This is a genomic window from Kitasatospora sp. NPDC056327, from assembly GCF_042261735.1.
Classification (GTDB): domain Bacteria; phylum Actinomycetota; class Actinomycetes; order Streptomycetales; family Streptomycetaceae; genus Kitasatospora.
Map to the genome: position 1 here is coordinate 1 of NZ_JBHJRC010000040.1, position 17,512 is coordinate 17,512.

A 17,512-nucleotide genomic window follows, 5' to 3' on the forward strand; every position below is an offset into this window, starting at 1 on the left:
CGTCCCGCACCCACCGGTGCGGGTTCGCCGACGCGGTCCGCGGTCGTTTCCGCGCCGGCCGCCGAGGTTGCGGTCGGTGGCGGTGCCGCCGGTGGCGGTGGCGGCGGGGCGGCTGCGGGCGCGGATGCGGGTACGGGGATGGGTACGGGCGCCCTGGGCGTGCCGGCGGGCGCGGACGGGCCGGACGAGGCCGACCGCCCGGAGGGCGCGGACGCCCCGGGTAGCGCGGACGCCCCGGAGGACGCGGGCGACCCGGAGGGCGCGGGAGGGGCGGAGACGGCCGGTGGGCGCTCGCGCTCGCGGGAGCTGCTGCTGCTCGCCGGGATCTGCCTGCTCGTGCTGCTGCTGGTGAACGCCTTCGTGGCGCGTCCGTTCTCGGTCCCCTCCGGGTCGATGGAGAACACCCTGCGCCCGGGCGACCGCCTGATCGTCAACAAGCTGTCCTACGCCTTCGGCGGTCACCCGCAGCGCGGTGACGTGGTGGTGTTCGACGGCACGGGTTCCTTTCTGCGCAAGCCCTTCGAGCCCGACGGTTTCCGGACCTCGCTGCGCTCCTTCGGACGGGACGTCGGGCTGCTCCCGGCCGGCGACTCGGTCTACGTGAAGCGGGTCATCGGTGTCGGCGGCGACCGGGTCACCAGCACCGGGCCGGGCCGCCCGCTCACCGTCAACGGCGTACCGATCGACGAGTCCGGCTATCTGTACCCGGGCGACGAGCCGTCCGGCGTGGCCTTCGACGTGGTGGTGCCAGCCGGCAAGCTCTGGGTCATGGGCGACCACCGCAGCGCCTCCCGGGACTCCCGCGACCACCTCGGCGAGCCCGGTGGCGGGTTCGTCCCCGAGTCCAAGGTGATCGGCCGGGCCGCCTGGGTGGTCTACCCGGTCGGGCACTGGGCCGGCCTGGACCGGCCGGCGGCCTTCGCCGGGGCAGGGGGGACCGGTGGCCATGGGGACCAGAGGTAGGGGCCGGGTCGCCGACCGTCCGACCGCGGTTCCCGCCGGCGCTGGTCCCGGTCCGGTCCCCGGAGGTCCGGAGGACGGCGGTCCGTCCGGGACCGGGGCCCGGACCGGATCGATGGACGGGCTCGGACCGGCGGACCCGCTCGGACCGGCGGACGGGGCCGGTTCGCCGGAGGGCTTGGGAGCCGGGAGCGGCTCCGGGACGGCGGATGCGGACGCGGACCCGGACGCCGTCTCCGCCCCGCCCGCGCGCGGGCGCGCCGAGCGCCGACGTGCCGCCCGCCGGGTGGCACGCCGCCGCAGACGTTCCCGGCTGCGCGAGATCCCGCTGATCGTGGTGGTGGCGCTGATCGTGGCGCTGGTGATGAAGACCTTCATGGTGCAGGTCTTCGTGATCCCCTCCGGGTCGATGGAACAGACCATCCGGATCGGGGACCGGGTGCTGGTGGACAAGTTCACCCCCTGGTTCGGCGCCGTGCCGGAGCGCGGCGAGGTCGTGGTGTTCAAAGATCCGGGCGGCTGGCTGGAGAAGGAGCACGGGCCGTCCACGGACGGGCCGCTCCTGGGCGGCGCCAAGCAGGTGCTGGCCTTCGTCGGGCTGCTGCCCTCGGACAGCGAGCAGGACCTCATCAAGCGGGTGATCGGAGTGGGCGGGGACACCGTCGAGTGCTGCGACGAGCAGGGCAGGGTCAGCCTCAACGGCAAGCCGCTGGAGGAGCCCTACCTCGCGCCGGGCAACCCGCCGTCCCGGCAGCCGTTCAAGGTGAAGGTGCCGCCGGACCGGCTCTGGGTGATGGGCGACCACCGGGACGTTTCCGCCGACTCCCGTTTCCACATGGGAAATCCGGGGCAGGGCACGATCCCGGTGAGTGGAGTGGTCGGACGGGCGTTCATGATCGCCTGGCCGCCCGGCCGGATCCATCAACTCGATGTGCCGGTTTCACTCTCCTCGGTGGCACGGGTCCCGGCGGCCGCCGGGACCGCGCCGAACCCGGCGGGTGGCGGGCCGGTTCCTGAGGAACCCCCGCTCGTTATGGGTGTGTTGGGCATCCTTCCGCTCGTCGGCCGCCGGGTGGGGCGGGACCGTCGGTGGGCCCGGGCGGACCGGTGCGCGGCCCGACCGCGCGTGTGGGACCGCGAGCCGGATGCCCGGGAGTGATAGAGAAGTGCTGGGTAGGGCCGGTCGGTGTCGACAGGTCGTCCCCGAAAGGCTGTGCCGGCGTCAGGCGGACCCCGTCCGGGGCTCTTTCCGACGGCCGTCGCGGTCGGTGGTGGAACGTGGTGCCCGCTGTGCGGCACTGTGAGCGCGGACGCACTGGCGTCCGCACAGCAGGGAGGAGACGTTGTGGGGGATTTGGTGATCGGCGCCCGCTCAGGCGCCGGAGAGCCCGAGGGCTCCGGCGGCCGGGCGGCCCGGGCCGCGGAGACCGCGACGCCTTCGGCCTCGGCCGAGGATGCGGCGGCCCAGTCCGCGGACGAGCACGGCGACGGCACGGGCGACACCCCGCGACCCCACCCGGAGGACTCGGAGCCGTCGGACGGCGTCGAGGAGCGGCCGGTGCGGACCGAGCGCAAGCAGCGCTCGTTCTGGAAGGAGCTGCCGATCCTCATCGGCATCGCCCTGGTGCTGGCGCTGGTGATCAAGACGTTCTTCGTCCAGGCGTTCTCCATTCCGTCGGAGTCGATGCAGAACACGCTTCAGGTGGGTGACCGGGTCCTGGTGGACAAGCTCACCCCGTGGTTCGGGTCGGAGCCCGAGCGCGGTGAGGTCGTGGTGTTCCACGACCCGGGCGGCTGGCTGGCCGACGAGCCGACCAAGGAGAGCAGCAACTCCTTCGTCCGCGGCGTCCAGGACGTGCTGAGCTTCGTCGGCCTGATGCCCTCCGACAACGAGAAGGACCTCATCAAGCGCGTCATCGCGGTCGGCGGGGACACCGTCGAGTGCGAGGGCGAGGGCCCGGTGAAGGTCAACGGGATCGCGCTCGACGAGCCCTACGTCTACCCCGGCAACACCCCGTGCGGGACGAAGCCGTTCGGCCCGGTGAAGATCCTGGACGGCCAGATCTGGGTGATGGGCGACCACCGCGCCGACTCGCTCGACTCGCGCTTCCACATGGACCAGCCGGGCGGCGGAACCGTTCCGGTGGACGAGGTGATCGGGCGCGCCTTCGTGGTGGCCTGGCCGATCAACCGCTGGTCGACGCTGCCGGTCCCGGACACCTTCGACCAGAAGGGGCTGGCGGCGGCCCTGCCGGCGGCGCCCGCCGCGGCCGGTGCCGTGGGCGCCGTCGCCCTGCTCCCGCTGGTCCGCAGGCTGCGGAACCGGCAGGACCGCGACCGGCGGTCCTGACCCCGGCCGGAGGCTCCCGGGTCTTGCGCGGGCCGTGGTACCGACGAGTAATCTGCTCGGACGTGCCACGGCCCGCCGGGTTTTCCGCCCGTGGCCCCGGCACGCCGCCGCGAGCGTTTCCGGGTCGGTCAGGGGATGGACGGTGTCGATGAGCAGTGCCGCGCAACGGACGGCCGGCGAACGGCCGGCCACCGCCCGCCGCCGGCCCGCTCCCGGGGCCGTGGTCCAGGGCGCCCTGCTCGCCCTGGGGCTGGTCCTGCTGGTCGGCGGGTTCGCGGTGATCGCCGTGGGCTACCGGCCGTACAGCATCCCGACCGCCTCGATGTCGCCCACCCTCCGGGCGGGGGACACCGTCCTGGCCCGGCGGACCGACGGCGCCGACGTCCGGCGCGGCGACGTGGTGGTCTTCCGTGACCAGGCCTGGGGCGGCCGGCTCATGGTCAAGCGCGTGGTCGCGATCGGCGGCGACACCGTCGCGGTCGGCGAGGGCGAACAGCGACTCACCGTGAACGGCACGGCGGTGGACGAGCCGTACCTCGCGGTGCAGGGAGCGCAGGGAGCGGCCTTCAGCGTGGAGGTCCCGCCCGGCCGGCTGTTCCTGCTCGGCGACAACCGGCTCGGCTCGCTGGACTCCCGCGTCCACCTGGAGGCCGACGGCGGGACCGTCCCGGCCACCGAGGTGGAGGCCCGGGTCGAGGCGACCGCGCTGCCGCTCGGCCGGGCGGGTCTGTTGGCCGGCACCCCGGCGTTTGAGGTGGTCGGCGGCGGCCGGGCGACGGGCCCGGGACCGCTGGAGCCCGCGTTCCTGGCGAGCGTCGCAGGAGCGGCGACGATCCTCGTGACCGCCTCGGTGGGCGGGGTGGCGGGAGCGGTGCGCCGGCGCCGTCGCCGGACCTGACCGCGCCCGGCACCGTTCGCGGCGGTACCGCTCTGCCGAACCTCGCCCCGGACGACCGTGCCGGGTGGCAGGATCGGGGGAACGGCCGGGGCGGACGGAGGGAGCGTGGAGGCTCGCCATGGCGGCACAGCGGCGCAGGGCGGCACGGATCCTGCTGCTCGACGGGCAGGACCGGCTGCTGCTCTTCCACGGCTCGGATCCGGCGACGCCCGGCGTCACCTGGTGGTTCACCCCCGGCGGCGGCTTGGAGCCGGGGGAGGACGTCCGGGACGCCGCCGAGCGCGAGCTCCTGGAGGAGACCGGGTTGTGCGGCGTGGAACTGGGACCGGTGGTGGCGTACGGCAAGGCCTCGTTCTCCTATCGGGGGCGGCGCTACGAGCAGGAGCAGTGGTTCCACGTGGCCCGGACCGCGGAGACCGCGCTGGACCACTCGGGTATGGGCGAGGACGAACACGCTCAGTTGCTCGCCGCCCGCTGGTGGACGGTGGGGGAATTGCGGGCCACCGCCGAGACGGTCCATCCGGCCGGACTGGTGGACTTTCTGGAGCGGCTGTTGACCGAGGGGCCGCCGGTCGCCCCGGTAAGGCTCTGAGGGTGAGTGCGGTGGTCCACAATGGGTGGACGTGACAAGTTGAGGGGACGCCTGGATGAGTGCCGAAGATCTCGAGAAGTACGAGACCGAGATGGAGCTCAAGCTCTACCGGGAGTACCGGGACGTCGTCGGCCTGTTCAAGTACGTGATCGAGACCGAGCGACGGTTCTACCTCACCAATGACTACGAGCTGCAGGTGCACTCGGTGCAGGGCGAGGTGTTCTTCGAGGTGTCGATGGCGGATGCGTGGGTCTGGGACATGTACCGGCCGGCCCGGTTCGTCCGCAAGGTCCGGGTGCTGACCTTCAAGGACGTGAACATCGAGGAACTCGCGAAGAGCGACCTGGAGCTGCCCTCGGACGAGTCCGGCTTCGGGAACTGACGGTGGACCGCCCGGTCCCCGGATGTCCAGGGGAATTTCGGGTATTCCGGGATAATCACTCCCGCGGGTGACAGGAGTTATCCACAGGCCCGGGTTGTCCACAGGAAAAATGAACCCCGTGGTCCGTTCCCGGGCCGCACGGCAGCCTCCCCGTCGGAGGTGGTCACCGTGCAGGACATCGAGCGCGCCACGCGCAAGCAGACCGCGAAGGCCCGGAAGAGCGGGCAGCCGCGCCGGAGGACGACGCGGGCCCCGGCGGGCGGCCCGCCCCCTTCGGCCGCGCCCGGAGCGGAGCGGCTCGGCAACACCGGCCTCGGCCGCTATGGCGAGCAGGTGGCCGCCCGCAGGCTCGTCGAGGACGGGCTGCGCATCCTCGACCGCAACTGGCGGTGCGTCGAGGGCGAGCTGGACATCGTGGCCCTGGACGGCGACACCCTGGCGGTCTGCGAGGTCAAGACCCGTTCCGAACGGGGTTTCCAGCAGCCCACCGAGGCCATCGACGCGGCCAAGGCCGACCGGTTGCGCCGCCTGGCCGAACGCTGGATGGCCGAGCGCTGGCCCGGGCACTTCGCCCGGCTGGCCGGTCCCGGGTACCGGCCCGGGACCGCCGAACCGCCCTGGGTACCGGTGCCGCCCGGCGGCGTCCGGATCGACCTGGTCGCCGTCATCAACCGGTCCCGCGGCGCCGCCTCGGTCGACCACCTGCGGGGGGTGGTCTGAGATGGCCTTCGCCCGGACGTGTTCGGTGGCGCTGGTCGGCGTCGACGGGGTGATCGTCGAGGTCCAGGCCGATCTGGAGCCCGGGGTGGCGGCGTTCACCCTGGTCGGCCTGCCCGACAAGGCACTCTCCGAGGCCCGCGACCGGGTGCGCGCGGCCGTCGTGAACAGCGGAGAGGCCTGGCCGCAGCGGAAGCTGACGGTCGGGCTGAGCCCGGCCTCGGTGCCCAAGAGCGGCAGCGGCTTCGACCTCGCCGTGGCGTGTGCGGTGCTGGCCGCCGCCGAGCGGCTCGACCCCTCCGCGATCGCCGACCTGCTGCTCATCGGGGAGCTCGGGCTGGACGGGCGGGTGCGCCCGGTCCGCGGGGTGCTCCCCTCGGTGCTGGCCGCCGCCGACGCGGGCTACCGGCGCGTCGTGGTCGCCGACCAGACCGCCGCCGAGGCGGAGCTGGTACCCGGGGTGACGGTCCTCGGCGTGCGGAGCCTGCGTCAGCTGATCGCCCTGCTCACCGGAGCCCCCGAACCGGAGGAGCCCGCCGATCGGCCCGGCGGTCACCCCGACCCCCTGATGGCGGGTCTGATGCTCCCCAGCGCGGGGGTGCGCGGCCTGCCCGACGACGCGGCCGCCCGGCTGGACCTCGCCGACGTGGCCGGCCAGTACGAGGCCCGCAGGGCACTGGAGATCGCCGCCGCCGGCGGTCACCACCTCTACCTCAAGGGGCCGCCGGGCGCGGGCAAGACGATGCTGGCGGAGCGGCTGCCGTCGCTGCTCCCGCCGCTGACCCAGAAGGAGGCCCTGGAGGTCACGGCCGTCCACTCGGTCGCGGGGCTGCTCCCGGCCGGGCGGCCGCTGATCGACCGCGCGCCCTACTGCGCCCCGCACCACTCGACCACCATGCCCGCGATCATCGGCGGCGGCAGCGGCCTGCCGAGACCGGGTGCGGTCTCGCTGGCCCACCGGGGCGTCCTGTTCCTCGACGAGGCGCCCGAGTTCCCGGTCCGGGTGCTCGACGCGCTGCGCCAGCCGCTGGAGTCCGGCGAGGTGATGATCGCCCGGTCGGCCGGATCGCTCCGGCTGCCGGCCAGGTTCCTGCTCTGCCTGGCCGCCAACCCCTGTCCGTGCGGGCGCCACTCGCGGCGGGGCGAGGGGTGCGAGTGCACACCCACCATGGTCAGCCGGTACCAGGGGCGGCTCTCCGGGCCGCTGCTCGACCGGGTCGACCTCCAGGTCCAGGTCGCCCCGGTGACCAGGGTCGAGCTGATGGAGCGCGACGCCTCGGCGGAGACCACCGGGATCGTCGCGGCGCGGGTGCTGGCGGCCCGCGAGCGTGCGGCGGCCCGGCTGGACGGCACACCGTGGCGGACCAACGCCGAGGTGCCCGGCCACGAGCTGCGGACCCGCTGGCAGCTGGGACCGGACGCGCTGACCGACGCCGCGCGCCAGCTGGAGCGGGGTCTGCTCACCGCCCGCGGCCTGGACCGGGTGCTGCGGGTCGCCTGGACGGTCGCCGACCTGGCGGGCCGCGACCGCCCCGAGCAGAGCGACGTCCGCACCGCCCTCGTCCTGCGCACGGGCGTGGAGCAGGGACTGCCGCGGACACCGCGCTTCCTCAATCGGCAGGAACTCTCCCGGGACCGGCCGGACGTTCCCCCCGTCGCCCCGTCCGACGCGCCGCCCGAGGTCCCGCCGGACCTCCCCACCGGAGTCCCGCCCGCGGCGCGGCCCGGTGAGCGGGCCGAACGGCGCCCGGCCCGCTCCCGATCCGTCCGCCGCACCGCCGGCCCGCAGCCGGAGCCCGAGGAGGGCGGCTCGTGAACCGCACCGCGAAGGACCCACGACAGAGCCCGCCCGCCGCGGCCGGGAGCGCGCCCGGACCGGAGAGCACCTCCGAGCCGGCCGGCCTGCCGGGACCGGAGCCCGGCGCCCCGCCCGGCGCCGCACCCGGGCCACCGACCCGGCCGCGGCCGGAGGATCCCGAGCCCGAGCGGCTGGCCCGGGCCGCACTCAGCCGGCTCGGCGAACCCGGGGACGTCCAGCTCGGCCGCTGGCTCGCCGGCAGCGACGCCCTCGGTGTCGTCCGGGCGATCCGGGACGGCACGGCACCCGGCCCGCCGGGCCCGGACGACGCCCGGCTGGCGGCCTACCGGGCCCGGATGACCGGACTCGACCCGGTCGCGGACCTGGAGCGGGTACGGGCGGCCGGTGGACGCTTCATCATTCCGGGCGACGCCGAGTGGCCCAGTCAGCTTGACGACCTCGGGGCCGGCAGGCCCACGGGCCTCTGGGTGCTCGGCACCGGCTCGCTGCGGCTCCTGGCCCTGCGCTCGGTCGCGGTGGTCGGCGCCCGGGCGTGCACCGCGTACGGCGCGCACGTCGCCGGGGACCTCGCCGCGCAGCTCGCCGAACGCGGCTGGGTGGTCGTCTCCGGCGGTGCCTACGGCATCGACGCAGCCGCCCACCGGGGCGCGCTGGCGGTCGGCGGCCCGACCGTCGGCGTCCTCGCCTGCGGGGTGGACGTCGCCTACCCGAGGGGCAACACCGGGCTGATCCGCCGGATCGCCGGGCAGGGGCTGCTGGTGAGCGAACTCCCGCCGGGGGAGCACCCGACGCGCTTCCGGTTCGTGCTGCGCAACCGGGTGATCGCGGCACTGACCCGGGGCACCGTGGTGGTCGAGGCGGCGCTGCGCAGCGGGGCGCTGAGCACCGCCAGACGCGCCCGCGACCTCAACCGGCACACCATGGGGGTGCCCGGTCCGGTGACCTCGGAGCTGTCGGCCGGGGTGCACGTGCTGATCCGCGGCGGTGCGACCGTGGTCACCGACGCCGCCGAGATCGCCGAGCTGATCGGTTCGATCGGCGACGACCTAGCGCCGGAGCGCAGCGGGCCGGTGCTGCCCAGGGACCTCCTGGAGCCGGCGGCGGCCCGGGTCCTGGAGGCCGTGCCCGCCACCCCGGACGGCGCGCCGGTGGAGCGGCTTGCCCGGCAGTCGGGGCTGCCGCCGGACGAGGTGCTGCAGCGGCTCTACGAGCTGGGTTCGCTCGGCCACGTCGAGCGGCACGGTGCCCACTGGCGCCTGGTGCGGAGGAGGTGACGGCGGGGCCGGACGGCCGGGGGCGTTCGGTCGACGGTGCGGGCGTCCTCGTGCGCGATCACACGAACGAGCGGGACACGCGGCCGGAGTTGACGGGCGGTTCGGGCCGGGCCGACGGTGCGGGCCCGCCGTCCGGCCCGTCCGGTCCCGGTGCCCGGTGGCGGCGACACGAACGCCACCGGATCGAGGGACGACCGAGTGGCGGTAGCACTGCGCAGCGAGTCGGTCACGCTACGCTCGCCATGCCTTCCCTATCAGCACATGACTCGGCAGAACGGCGCAGACCAACGTATGCCCACACACATTCCCGGACACCGAGTGACCGGTGGCGCCCGGTCCTCGGGAGGGCCGCGCACCGAGCGGCGCACCGTGACCGAGATCCCGTCCAAGGCGGGGGGCGGGATGGGGGCCCTCGCACGGCAGGGCGGCCGAACGGCGCACACCGGGGCGCACGACGGCCGGCCGGACGCTCCCGGTGCTTCCGCCGACACGGCCGCCCCCGTGCCCGCCGAGGCGCCGGCCCCCCGCCGGGAGGCGGACGGCCGGGAGCGCACGGCGCTCGAAGAGCTGTGGCGCGCCTACAAGGAGACGGCCGACCAGCGGCTGCGGGAGCAGCTGATCCTGCACTACTCGCCGCTCGTCAAGTACGTGGCGGGCCGGGTCGGGGTCGGTCTGCCGTCCAACGTCGAGCAGGCCGACTTCGTCTCCTCCGGGGTCTTCGGGCTGATCGACGCGATCGAGAAGTTCGACATCGGCCGCGCCATCAAGTTCGAGACCTACGCGATCAGCCGGATCCGTGGCGCGATCATCGACGAGCTGCGGGCGCTGGACTGGATCCCGCGCTCGGTGCGGCAGAAGGCGAAGGCGGTCGAGCGGACGTACGCGACGCTGGAGGCCCGGCTGCGGCGCACGCCCAACGAGCCCGAGGTGGCGGCCGAGATGGGCATCGCCATCGAGGACCTGCACGCCATCTTCAGCCAGCTCTCGCTCGCCAACGTGGTGGCGCTGGACGAACTGCTCCACCCGGTCGGCGAGGGCGGCGACCGGCCGAGCCTGATGGACACCCTGGAGGACCACGGCGCGGACGACCCGGTCGAGGTGGCCGAGGACCGTGAGCTGCGCCGGCTGCTGGCACAGGCCGTGAACACGCTCCCCGAGCGGGAGAAGACCGTGGTGACGCTCTACTACTACGAGGGGCTGACCCTCGCCGAGATCGGCCAGGTGCTCGGGGTGACCGAGAGCCGGGTCAGCCAGATCCACACCAAGTCGGTGCTCCAGCTGCGCGCCAAGCTGTCGGACATCCGGTAGCCACCGGTTCACCGGGCGGCCTGTGAGCCACGAGCCCGTGAGCCACGAGCCCGGGAAACAGGGAGCCCGGGACGCTGCGCCGTCCGGTCGCCGGGGAGCCGCGCCGTCCGGTCGGGTGCGCCGCGTGCGCCCGGTCCGTGCCCTCCGGCCCGCCCGCGCCCCCTGCCCCGGTACGCGTCCCTCCGCATCCTCCGGGTGCGCGGCACCGTACCGGTGGGATGTAGGGCTCCGTACAGTGGAGGGCGTGCCGAAGATCCGAGCAGCCAGTGTGGCCGAGCACCGTCAGATGCAGCGGGCAGCCCTCCTCGACGCTGCCCGCAGTCTCCTCACCGAGGGAGGCATGGAGGGCCTGACCTTCCCCGCGCTCGCGGCGCGGACGGGTCTCGCGCGGTCCTCGGTGTACGAGTACTTCCGTTCCCGGGCAGCGGTGGTCGAGGCGCTCTGCGAGGTCGACTTCCCGCTCTGGGCCGCCGAGATCGAGGCCGGCATGGCGAGCCGGGACACTGCCGCCGAGCGGATCGAGGCGTACGTCCGGGGCCAGCTCGCGCTGGCCGGCGACCCGCGGCACCGGGCGGTCGCGGCGATCTCCGCGCTGGAACTGGACGACGCGGCCCGGGAGCGCATCCGCGCCGCGCACGGGACGCTGGTGGGGCTGGTGGTCCAGGCGCTGGAGGATCTCGGTCACGAGCAGCCCCGACTGGCCGCCGCGCTGCTCCAGGGCATCGTCGAGGCGGCCGTGCGGCAGTCGGAGCAGCGCGCCGCCGGTGGCCGGGCCGAGAGCCCCGAGGTGATCGCGGACGCCGCCGTCGCCCTGGCCCTGCACGGCCTCGGCCCGAGCTGATCCTCCGCCCGGAGGCCACGGCGGGTGCCGGATCCGGCACCGGCGCCGTCGCCAGGGGTTCCCCGGGGACGACGTCCAGCGGCAGCAGCCGGGCCCGGCCCGCGCCGAGCAGGGCGGGCGGATCGAGGTAGCGCCGCCCGCGCAGCAGCCCCCAGTGCAGACAGGACCCCTCGACGCAGTGGCCGCTCCCGGTGGCGGCGAGCCGCCCGATCGGCCGGCCCGCCGCCACCGGGGTGCCCACCGGTGGGGCGCCGTCCACCGGCAGGTAGGTGGTCCGCAGCGGGGGAGCGGTGGGATCCGCGGCGGCGCCCGCCGTCCGGTGGGTGACCGTGACCACCGGGCGCCCGGCCACCGGCCCGGCGAACGTCACCACCCCCGGTGCCGCGGCCCGGACCTCGGCCCCGGGGGCGGCGGCCAGGTCGACGCCCCGGTGCCCAGCGGCCCAGGGCCGCGCCGGCGCCTCGAAGCGGTGGACCACGCGACCCGGCCCGCCGCCGGGGCCGTCCACCGGCCACGCCCGCCCGGCCCCGGCGCCGGCGAAACCGCCGGCGGCACCATCGCCGTCCCCCACCCCACCGGCCCCCGCCGCGTGCCCGGACGCCCCGGGCCACCAGGCCGCCGCCGTAGGCGTGCCCGGCAGCACCGGCAGCGCCGGCACCACCGACAGGAACAGCAGCAGGTACCACCGCACCCGCCGACGGTGCCCGCCCCGGCGAGCACCGCGGCCACGGCAAGCACCGCGACCCCGGCGACCACCGCAGCCGGCGCCGGCTGCGCCCTGTCCGGCCGGGACCTCCACGACAGCAGTCATGCCGCCGAGGCTCCCCGGGGCGCCCCGTGCCTGCCACCCACCTCCCGATTCCTGTGGACAACCCGTCCCTGTGGACGGTGACCGTCGCTCCAACGGGTGTATCCCGAGGGATGGACGGGGGCACAACAGGGCCGTCCGGCGCCCCGGACCAGGCCCGTCCCCGGCCGTCCGCTTTCTGCCGAGTCGCCCGGTGCTCGGCGCTTCCCGTACACTTCACACGCGACCCGGTCCGCCGGGTCGACTTCGCACGCCCCGCCACCGGTGGACGGAAGCGGCTCAGCCGCCACCTCCGCCAGGTGCGAGTGCCGCTCGGTCCGCCGAGCCCGGCCGGTCTCCGGACCACCGGGTGGAAGCGGCTCGGCACGTTCGGGGCGTCAGGCGTGGCTGTCACCTGGCCGCCACGGACAAACCGAGCCTGACCCGGCCGTTCGCACGCGCCGAGCGGGGGCGCCACCGCGCGCCGACCGCGACGCCGTTGCGCAGGAGCCGGGCGTAACACCTGAGGAGCACGGCCATGGCCGTCGTCACGATGCGGGAGCTGCTGGAGAGCGGCGTCCACTTCGGTCACCAGACCCGCCGCTGGAACCCGAAGATGAAGCGCTTCATCATCACCGAGCGCAACGGCATCTACATCATCGACCTCCTGCAGTCGCTGAACTACATCGACCGCGCCTTCGAGTTCATCAAGGAGACCGTTGCCCACGGCGGCAGCGTCCTCTTCGTCGGCACGAAGAAGCAGGCCCAGGAGGCCATCGCCGAGCAGGCCACCCGCGTGGGCATGCCCTACGTGAACCAGCGCTGGCTCGGCGGCATGCTGACCAACTTCTCGACCGTCTACAAGCGCCTGCAGCGCCTCAAGGAGCTCGGCGAGCTGGACTTCTCGGACGTGGCCGGCTCCGGCCTCACCAAGAAGGAGCTCCTGGTCCTCCAGCGCGAGCACGACAAGCTGGAGAAGACCCTCGGCGGTATCCGCGACATGCAGCGCGTTCCCAGCGCCGTCTGGATCGTGGACACCAAGAAGGAGCACATCGCGGTCGGCGAGGCCCGGAAGCTCAACATCCCGGTCGTCGCCATCCTCGACACCAACTGTGACCCCGACGAGGTCGACTACAAGATCCCGGGCAACGACGACGCGATCCGCTCCGTCACCCTGCTGACCCGTGTGATCGCCGACGCCGTCGCCGAGGGCCTGAAGTCCCGCGCCGGTGTCGCCAAGGGCGACGTCAAGGCCGAGCCGGGTGCCGACCAGCCGCTGGCCGACTGGGAGAAGGACCTCCTGGAGGGCGAGAAGAAGGCCGAGGAGGCCCCCGCCGCCGCCGAGGCCCCCGCCGCCGCCGAGGCCCCCGCTGCCGAGGCTCCGGTCGCCGAGGCCCCCGCCGCCGAGGCGCCCGCTGCCGAGGCTCCGGCCGAGCAGGCCTGACGTACCAAGGGTGAGGGGCACCCGCCGGTACGACACCGGTCGGTGCCCCTCTCTCCCGTGCCGGGGCCGAACCATCGGCCCCGGTGCTACCCCACGCAGACACGCGAGACGCGAGAAGAGATTCACACCATGGCGAACTTCACCGCCGCGGACGTCAAGAAGCTCCGTGAGCTCACCGGCGCCGGCATGATGGACTGCAAGAAGGCCCTGGACGAGGCCGAGGGCAACGTCGAGAAGGCCGTCGAGCTCCTTCGCATCAAGGGCCAGAAGGGCGTCGCCAAGCGCGAGGGCCGTGACGCCTCCAACGGCGCCGTCGCCGCGCTGATCGCCGAGGACAAGAAGTCCGGCGTCCTGGTCGAGCTGAACTGCGAGACCGACTTCGTCGCCAAGGGTGACAACTTCGTCAAGGTCGCCGACGCGATCGCCGCGCACGTCGCCAAGAGCGCCCCGGCCGACCTGGACGCCGCCCTGGCTTCCGAGATCGAGTCCGGCAAGACCGTCCAGCAGTTCGTCGACGAGGCCAACGCGACCCTGGGCGAGAAGATCGTCTTCCGTCGTTTCGCCCAGTTCGACGGTGACGGCTTCGTCGCGGTCTACCTCCACAAGACCAGCCCCGACCTGCCGCCGGCCGTCGGCGTCCTGGTCGAGCTGGACAAGGAGAACGCCGAGGTCGCCAAGGACGTCGCGCAGCACATCGCCGCCTTCGCCCCGAAGTACCTGTCCCGCGAGGACATCCCGGCCGAGGACCTTGAGAACGAGCGCCGCGTCGCCGAGGCCACCGCCCGCGAGGAGGGCAAGCCGGAGGCCGCGCTGCCGAAGATCGTCGAGGGCCGCGTCACGGGCTTCGTGAAGGAGCACTCCGTCCTGGAGCAGGCCTTCGCGAAGGACAACAAGAAGACCGTCGCCAAGGTCCTTGAGGAGAACGGCGTCGCCCTCAAGCGCTTCGCCCGCTTCCGCGTCGGCGCCTGAGCCACGTTCCACCCGGGCTCCCGGCCGTAGGCTGGGAACCGTCCCCGCCCGCTGACCAGGGCCGTGGGGAACGCGCCGTACGGGCTCACCCAGCGCCATCCGTCCATGGGCGAGCCGCGTCGGCAGCATGAACGACGAGGAGGCCATTGCCGTGCAGGACACCGAACCGGTTCCCGCGGCAGTGGCCTCCTCGCGTGTACGCGCAGGCCGGGCATCCGCACACCCGCGCCTGTGAACCAGTAGGTGTAGAAGGAGAAGTCCATGCAGGAGACGCAGGAGACCGCGCAGGACACCCGGGGCGGCACGCGTCGTCGGGTGCTGCTGAAGCTGTCCGGTGAGGCCTTCGCCGGCGGCGGCGGGCTCGGCGTCGATCCGGACGTCGTGCACGCGATCGCCCGCGAGATCGCCACGGTCGTCCGCGCGGGTACCGAGGTCGCCGTGGTGATCGGCGGCGGCAACTTCTTCCGCGGTGCCGAACTCCAGGTCCGCGGCATGGACCGGGCCCGCTCGGACTACATGGGCATGCTCGGCACGGTCATGAACTGCCTCGCGCTCCAGGACTTCCTGGTCAAGGAGGGCATCGAGACCCGGGTCCAGACCGCCATCACGATGGGCCAGGTCGCCGAGCCGTACCTGCCGCTGCGCGCCGTCCGGCACCTGGAGAAGGGCCGTGTGGTGATCTTCGGCGCCGGTATGGGCATGCCGTACTTCTCCACCGACACCACGGCCGTCCAGCGGGCGCTGGAGATCCACGCCGACGTCCTGCTGATGGGCAAGAACGGTGTGGACGGCGTCTACGACTCCGACCCCCGGACCAACCCGGACGCGGTCAAGTTCGATGCGCTGGAGTACTCCGAGGTCATCGCGCGCGACCTCAAGGTCGCCGACCTCACCGCGATCACGCTGTGCAAGGACAACAACCTCCCGATGCTGGTCTTCGAGCTGCTGGCGGAGGGCAATATCGCGCGTGCGGTGAAGAGTGAGAAGATCGGCACACTCATCAGCCAGGATTCTGTCCGGGCCTGAGCAGCAACCAGCCGCACCGGACGGCGCCGCCGCCCCTGGGCCCCGCCGCCGACACCGGTCGGGACAACAGCAGATGAACCGGACAGGGAGATCACAGTGATCGAAGAGACCCTCCTCGACGCCGAGGAGAAGATGGAGAAGGCCGTCGCCCACGCCAAGGACGACTTCGCCGCCATCCGCACCGGCCGCGCGCACCCGGCGATGTTCGCCAAGATCGTCGCGGAGTACTACGGCGCCGTGACGCCGATCAACCAGCTGGCCTCCTTCTCCGTGCCGGAGCCCCGGATGGCGGTCGTCTCGCCGTTCGACAAGACCGCGCTGAAGGCGATCGAGCAGGCGATCCGCGACTCCGACCTGGGCGTCAACCCGTCGAACGACGGCTCCATCATCCGGGTCGTGCTCCCCGAGCTCACCGAGGAGCGCCGCCGCGAGTTCATCAAGATCGCCCGCGGCAAGGGCGAGGACGCCAAGGTCTCGATCCGCGCCGTGCGCCGCAAGGCCAAGGACGCCATCGACAAGCTGGTGAAGGACGGCGAGATCGGCGAGGACGACGGCCGCCGCGCCGAGAAGGAGCTCGACGACACGACGGCCAAGTACGTGGCCTCCGTCGACGAGCTGCTCAAGCACAAGGAAGCCGAGCTGCTCGAAGTCTGATGAACGACGCCCCTGACGCCCCTGGCTACTGGGGCACGTCCGACCAGCAGTACCAGCCGTACCCGCCGTACCGGCCTGCGCAGGGACCAGCCGCACCTGCGCAGGCTGTCGGCGTACCCGGACACCCGCCGCAGCCGCACGGCCGGCACGGACGGCCCGGGCCGCACGGCGCGGGTGACCCGGGCCGCCGAACGGGTCACTCCCAGCAGCCTCCGGTGTACTGGGACCCGGACGCGGAGGAAACTCAGGTCATGCCTCCCGTACCGGCCGACCCGGGCCCCCGGCCCGTGCCCCCGCCCGGGACCGACCCCGCCGAGGGGCCGGTCCGTGAGGCGGGGCGGCTGAGCGGACCGCTGTTCCGCGACGAACGGCCCGGGGCCGCGGAGCCGGGTGCGTCGGAGACGGTCGTGCTGCGCGCGATAACCGACGACACCCCGCCGCCCGCCCCCGCGGGCGGTCCGTACCCGGGCTCCCCGGTGTACCCGGGGCCGTCGGCGCCGCAGGTGCCGCCGGCCGCGGCGGGTCACCCCGGAGTTCCGGGCGGACCGGCGGCGGGGCAGCCCCTCCCCGTGCCGTCCCACCCAGGGCAGGAGACACCCGTGGCCCAGGCCGATCCGCAGCCCCAGCCGCCGCAGCGCAAGCAGCGCGGCGGCCGCAACCTCCAGGCCGCGATAGGCGTGGGCGTAGGCCTCGGCGCGGTGATCGTCGCCTCGCTGTTCGTCGTCAAGGCGCTGTTCCTGGCCGTGGTGATCGCGGCGGTGGCGGTCGGCGTCTGGGAGCTGACCAGCCGGCTGGCCGAGCGCAAGGAGATCAAGGCGCCGCTGGTGCCGCTGGTCGCGGGCGGCATCGCGATGGTCGCCACCGGCTACTGGTCGGGGATCCAGTGGGCGGCGGCCTCGCTCGCGCTCACCGGGCTCGCGGTGATGGTCTGGCGGATGGCCGAGCCGCCGGAGAACTACCTGCGGGACATAACGGCGGGGATCTTCACCGCCTTCTACGTCCCGTTCCTGGCCACCTTCGTGGCGATGATGCTCGCGGCGGACGACGGTCCGCAGCGGATCGTGCTGTTCCTCATCGTCACGGTGTGCAGCGACACCGGGGCCTACGCGGTGGGCTACAAGTTCGGCCGGAACAAGCTGGCGCCGACGATCAGCCCCGGCAAGACCCGCGAGGGCCTGGCCGGCGGCATCGGCCTGTCGATGCTGGCGGGCGCGCTGCTGATGGAACTGATCATCGACGGCGGCAGCTGGTGGCAGGGCCTGATCCTGGGCGGCTGCGCGGCGGTCACCGCGACCCTGGGCGACCTGGGCGAGTCGATGATCAAGCGGGACCTCGGCATCAAGGACATGGGCACGTTGCTGCCCGGCCACGGCGGCATCATGGACCGGCTGGACTCGCTCCTGCCGACCGCCCCGGTGGTCTGGCTGCTGCTGGCGGCCTTCGTCGGCAGCTGAGCCACTGCCCCGCGGACCAGGGGCCCCGGACGCACGG

The 17,512-nt window shown here is 73.9% G+C and carries 16 protein-coding genes and 1 pseudogene; 16 read left to right on the forward strand and 1 reads right to left on the reverse strand.

What is annotated here, in order from left to right; genetic code table 11:
* The first annotated feature begins 138 nt into the window (after positions 1 to 138).
* The 11 genes from lepB (ACFCX4_RS08720) (at position 139) to ACFCX4_RS08770 (ending at position 11,141) form a co-directional block, all read left to right on the forward strand.
* Positions 139 to 963 (forward strand): signal peptidase I, encoded by an 825-nt coding sequence (lepB, locus tag ACFCX4_RS08720; RefSeq protein ID WP_376139911.1) that lies wholly within the window; start codon positions 139 to 141, stop codon positions 961 to 963.
* Between the two features lie 112 nt (positions 964 to 1,075).
* Positions 1,076 to 2,119, forward strand: a complete 1,044-nt coding sequence (lepB, locus tag ACFCX4_RS08725; protein WP_376139912.1) for a signal peptidase I — start codon at positions 1,076 to 1,078, stop codon at positions 2,117 to 2,119.
* 186 nt (positions 2,120 to 2,305) lie between these two features.
* Positions 2,306 to 3,310, forward strand: coding sequence for a signal peptidase I (gene lepB / locus ACFCX4_RS08730; RefSeq protein ID WP_376139913.1), 1,005 nt, complete (start codon positions 2,306 to 2,308; stop codon positions 3,308 to 3,310).
* Positions 3,311 to 3,458: 148 nt separating this feature from the next.
* On the forward strand, positions 3,459 to 4,208 hold the full coding sequence (lepB, locus tag ACFCX4_RS08735) for a signal peptidase I (RefSeq protein ID WP_376139914.1): 750 nt from the start codon (positions 3,459 to 3,461) through the stop codon (positions 4,206 to 4,208).
* 118 nt (positions 4,209 to 4,326) lie between these two features.
* Positions 4,327 to 4,800, forward strand: a complete 474-nt coding sequence (locus ACFCX4_RS08740; protein ID WP_376139915.1) for an NUDIX hydrolase — start codon at positions 4,327 to 4,329, stop codon at positions 4,798 to 4,800.
* 55 nt (positions 4,801 to 4,855) lie between these two features.
* Positions 4,856 to 5,182: a DUF2469 domain-containing protein gene (locus tag ACFCX4_RS08745; protein ID WP_030056781.1), complete on the forward strand. Its 327-nt coding sequence runs from the start codon at positions 4,856 to 4,858 to the stop codon at positions 5,180 to 5,182.
* A 333-nt stretch (positions 5,183 to 5,515) separates the two neighbouring features.
* On the forward strand, positions 5,516 to 5,902 hold the full coding sequence (locus tag ACFCX4_RS08750) for a YraN family protein (RefSeq protein WP_376139940.1): 387 nt from the start codon (positions 5,516 to 5,518) through the stop codon (positions 5,900 to 5,902).
* A 1-nt stretch (position 5,903) separates the two neighbouring features.
* On the forward strand, positions 5,904 to 7,715 hold the full coding sequence (locus ACFCX4_RS08755; RefSeq protein ID WP_376139916.1) for a YifB family Mg chelatase-like AAA ATPase: 1,812 nt from the start codon (positions 5,904 to 5,906) through the stop codon (positions 7,713 to 7,715).
* Entirely contained in the window at positions 7,712 to 8,992 is a 1,281-nt protein-coding gene (gene dprA, locus ACFCX4_RS08760) for a DNA-processing protein DprA (RefSeq protein WP_376139917.1), read from the forward strand. The genes ACFCX4_RS08755 and dprA overlap by 4 nt, the downstream gene beginning before the upstream one ends.
* A 402-nt stretch (positions 8,993 to 9,394) precedes the next feature.
* Positions 9,395 to 10,300, forward strand: a complete 906-nt coding sequence (gene whiG / locus ACFCX4_RS08765) for an RNA polymerase sigma factor WhiG (protein ID WP_376139918.1) — start codon at positions 9,395 to 9,397, stop codon at positions 10,298 to 10,300.
* Between the two features lie 268 nt (positions 10,301 to 10,568).
* Entirely contained in the window at positions 10,569 to 11,141 is a 573-nt protein-coding gene (locus tag ACFCX4_RS08770; protein ID WP_376139941.1) for a TetR/AcrR family transcriptional regulator, read from the forward strand.
* 178 nt (positions 11,142 to 11,319) lie between these two features.
* On the opposite strand, the pseudogene ACFCX4_RS08775 reads toward ACFCX4_RS08770, so the two are convergent.
* Positions 11,320 to 11,952 (reverse strand): annotated as a pseudogene (locus ACFCX4_RS08775) (peptidoglycan DD-metalloendopeptidase family protein); the annotation flags it as partial.
* 514 nt (positions 11,953 to 12,466) lie between these two features.
* Here ACFCX4_RS08775 and rpsB point away from each other — a divergent pair.
* The 5 genes from rpsB to ACFCX4_RS08800 all read left to right on the forward strand — a co-directional run bounded on the left by rpsB (position 12,467) and on the right by ACFCX4_RS08800 (position 17,475).
* Positions 12,467 to 13,372, forward strand: coding sequence for a 30S ribosomal protein S2 (gene rpsB / locus ACFCX4_RS08780; RefSeq protein WP_376139919.1), 906 nt, complete (start codon positions 12,467 to 12,469; stop codon positions 13,370 to 13,372).
* Between the two features lie 129 nt (positions 13,373 to 13,501).
* Positions 13,502 to 14,341 carry a translation elongation factor Ts gene (gene tsf, locus ACFCX4_RS08785; RefSeq protein WP_376139920.1) on the forward strand — a complete coding sequence of 280 codons (840 nt, stop codon included), beginning with the start codon at positions 13,502 to 13,504 and terminating at the stop codon, positions 14,339 to 14,341.
* Between the two features lie 261 nt (positions 14,342 to 14,602).
* A complete protein-coding gene (gene pyrH, locus ACFCX4_RS08790) occupies positions 14,603 to 15,367 on the forward strand; it encodes a UMP kinase (RefSeq protein WP_376139921.1) in 765 nt (254 codons plus the stop codon).
* 96 nt (positions 15,368 to 15,463) lie between these two features.
* A complete protein-coding gene (gene frr, locus ACFCX4_RS08795; protein ID WP_376139922.1) occupies positions 15,464 to 16,021 on the forward strand; it encodes a ribosome recycling factor in 558 nt (185 codons plus the stop codon).
* A 251-nt stretch (positions 16,022 to 16,272) separates the two neighbouring features.
* Complete coding sequence (locus ACFCX4_RS08800; protein WP_376139923.1) at positions 16,273 to 17,475, forward strand: phosphatidate cytidylyltransferase; 1,203 nt, start codon at positions 16,273 to 16,275, stop codon at positions 17,473 to 17,475.
* Positions 17,476 to 17,512 lie beyond the last annotated feature (37 nt).

Bases quoted from the DNA above. Each gene is read 5' to 3' on its own strand.
- ACFCX4_RS08755 (WP_376139916.1), top strand. From the start codon at position 5,904: ATGGCCTTCGCCCGGACGTGTTCGGTGGCGCTGGTCGGCGTCGACGGG.
- rpsB (WP_376139919.1), top strand. From the start codon at position 12,467: ATGGCCGTCGTCACGATGCGGGAGCTGCTGGAGAGCGGCGTCCACTTC.
- ACFCX4_RS08740 (WP_376139915.1), top strand. From the start codon at position 4,327: ATGGCGGCACAGCGGCGCAGGGCGGCACGGATCCTGCTGCTCGACGGG.
- ACFCX4_RS08745 (WP_030056781.1), top strand. From the start codon at position 4,856: ATGAGTGCCGAAGATCTCGAGAAGTACGAGACCGAGATGGAGCTCAAG.
- tsf (WP_376139920.1), top strand. From the start codon at position 13,502: ATGGCGAACTTCACCGCCGCGGACGTCAAGAAGCTCCGTGAGCTCACC.
- lepB (WP_376139911.1), top strand. From the start codon at position 139: ATGGGTACGGGCGCCCTGGGCGTGCCGGCGGGCGCGGACGGGCCGGAC.
- whiG (WP_376139918.1), top strand. From the start codon at position 9,395: ATGGGGGCCCTCGCACGGCAGGGCGGCCGAACGGCGCACACCGGGGCG.
- pyrH (WP_376139921.1), top strand. From the start codon at position 14,603: ATGCAGGAGACGCAGGAGACCGCGCAGGACACCCGGGGCGGCACGCGT.
- ACFCX4_RS08800 (WP_376139923.1), top strand. From the start codon at position 16,273: ATGCCTCCCGTACCGGCCGACCCGGGCCCCCGGCCCGTGCCCCCGCCC.
- lepB (WP_376139912.1), top strand. From the start codon at position 1,076: ATGGACGGGCTCGGACCGGCGGACCCGCTCGGACCGGCGGACGGGGCC.
- lepB (WP_376139914.1), top strand. From the start codon at position 3,459: ATGAGCAGTGCCGCGCAACGGACGGCCGGCGAACGGCCGGCCACCGCC.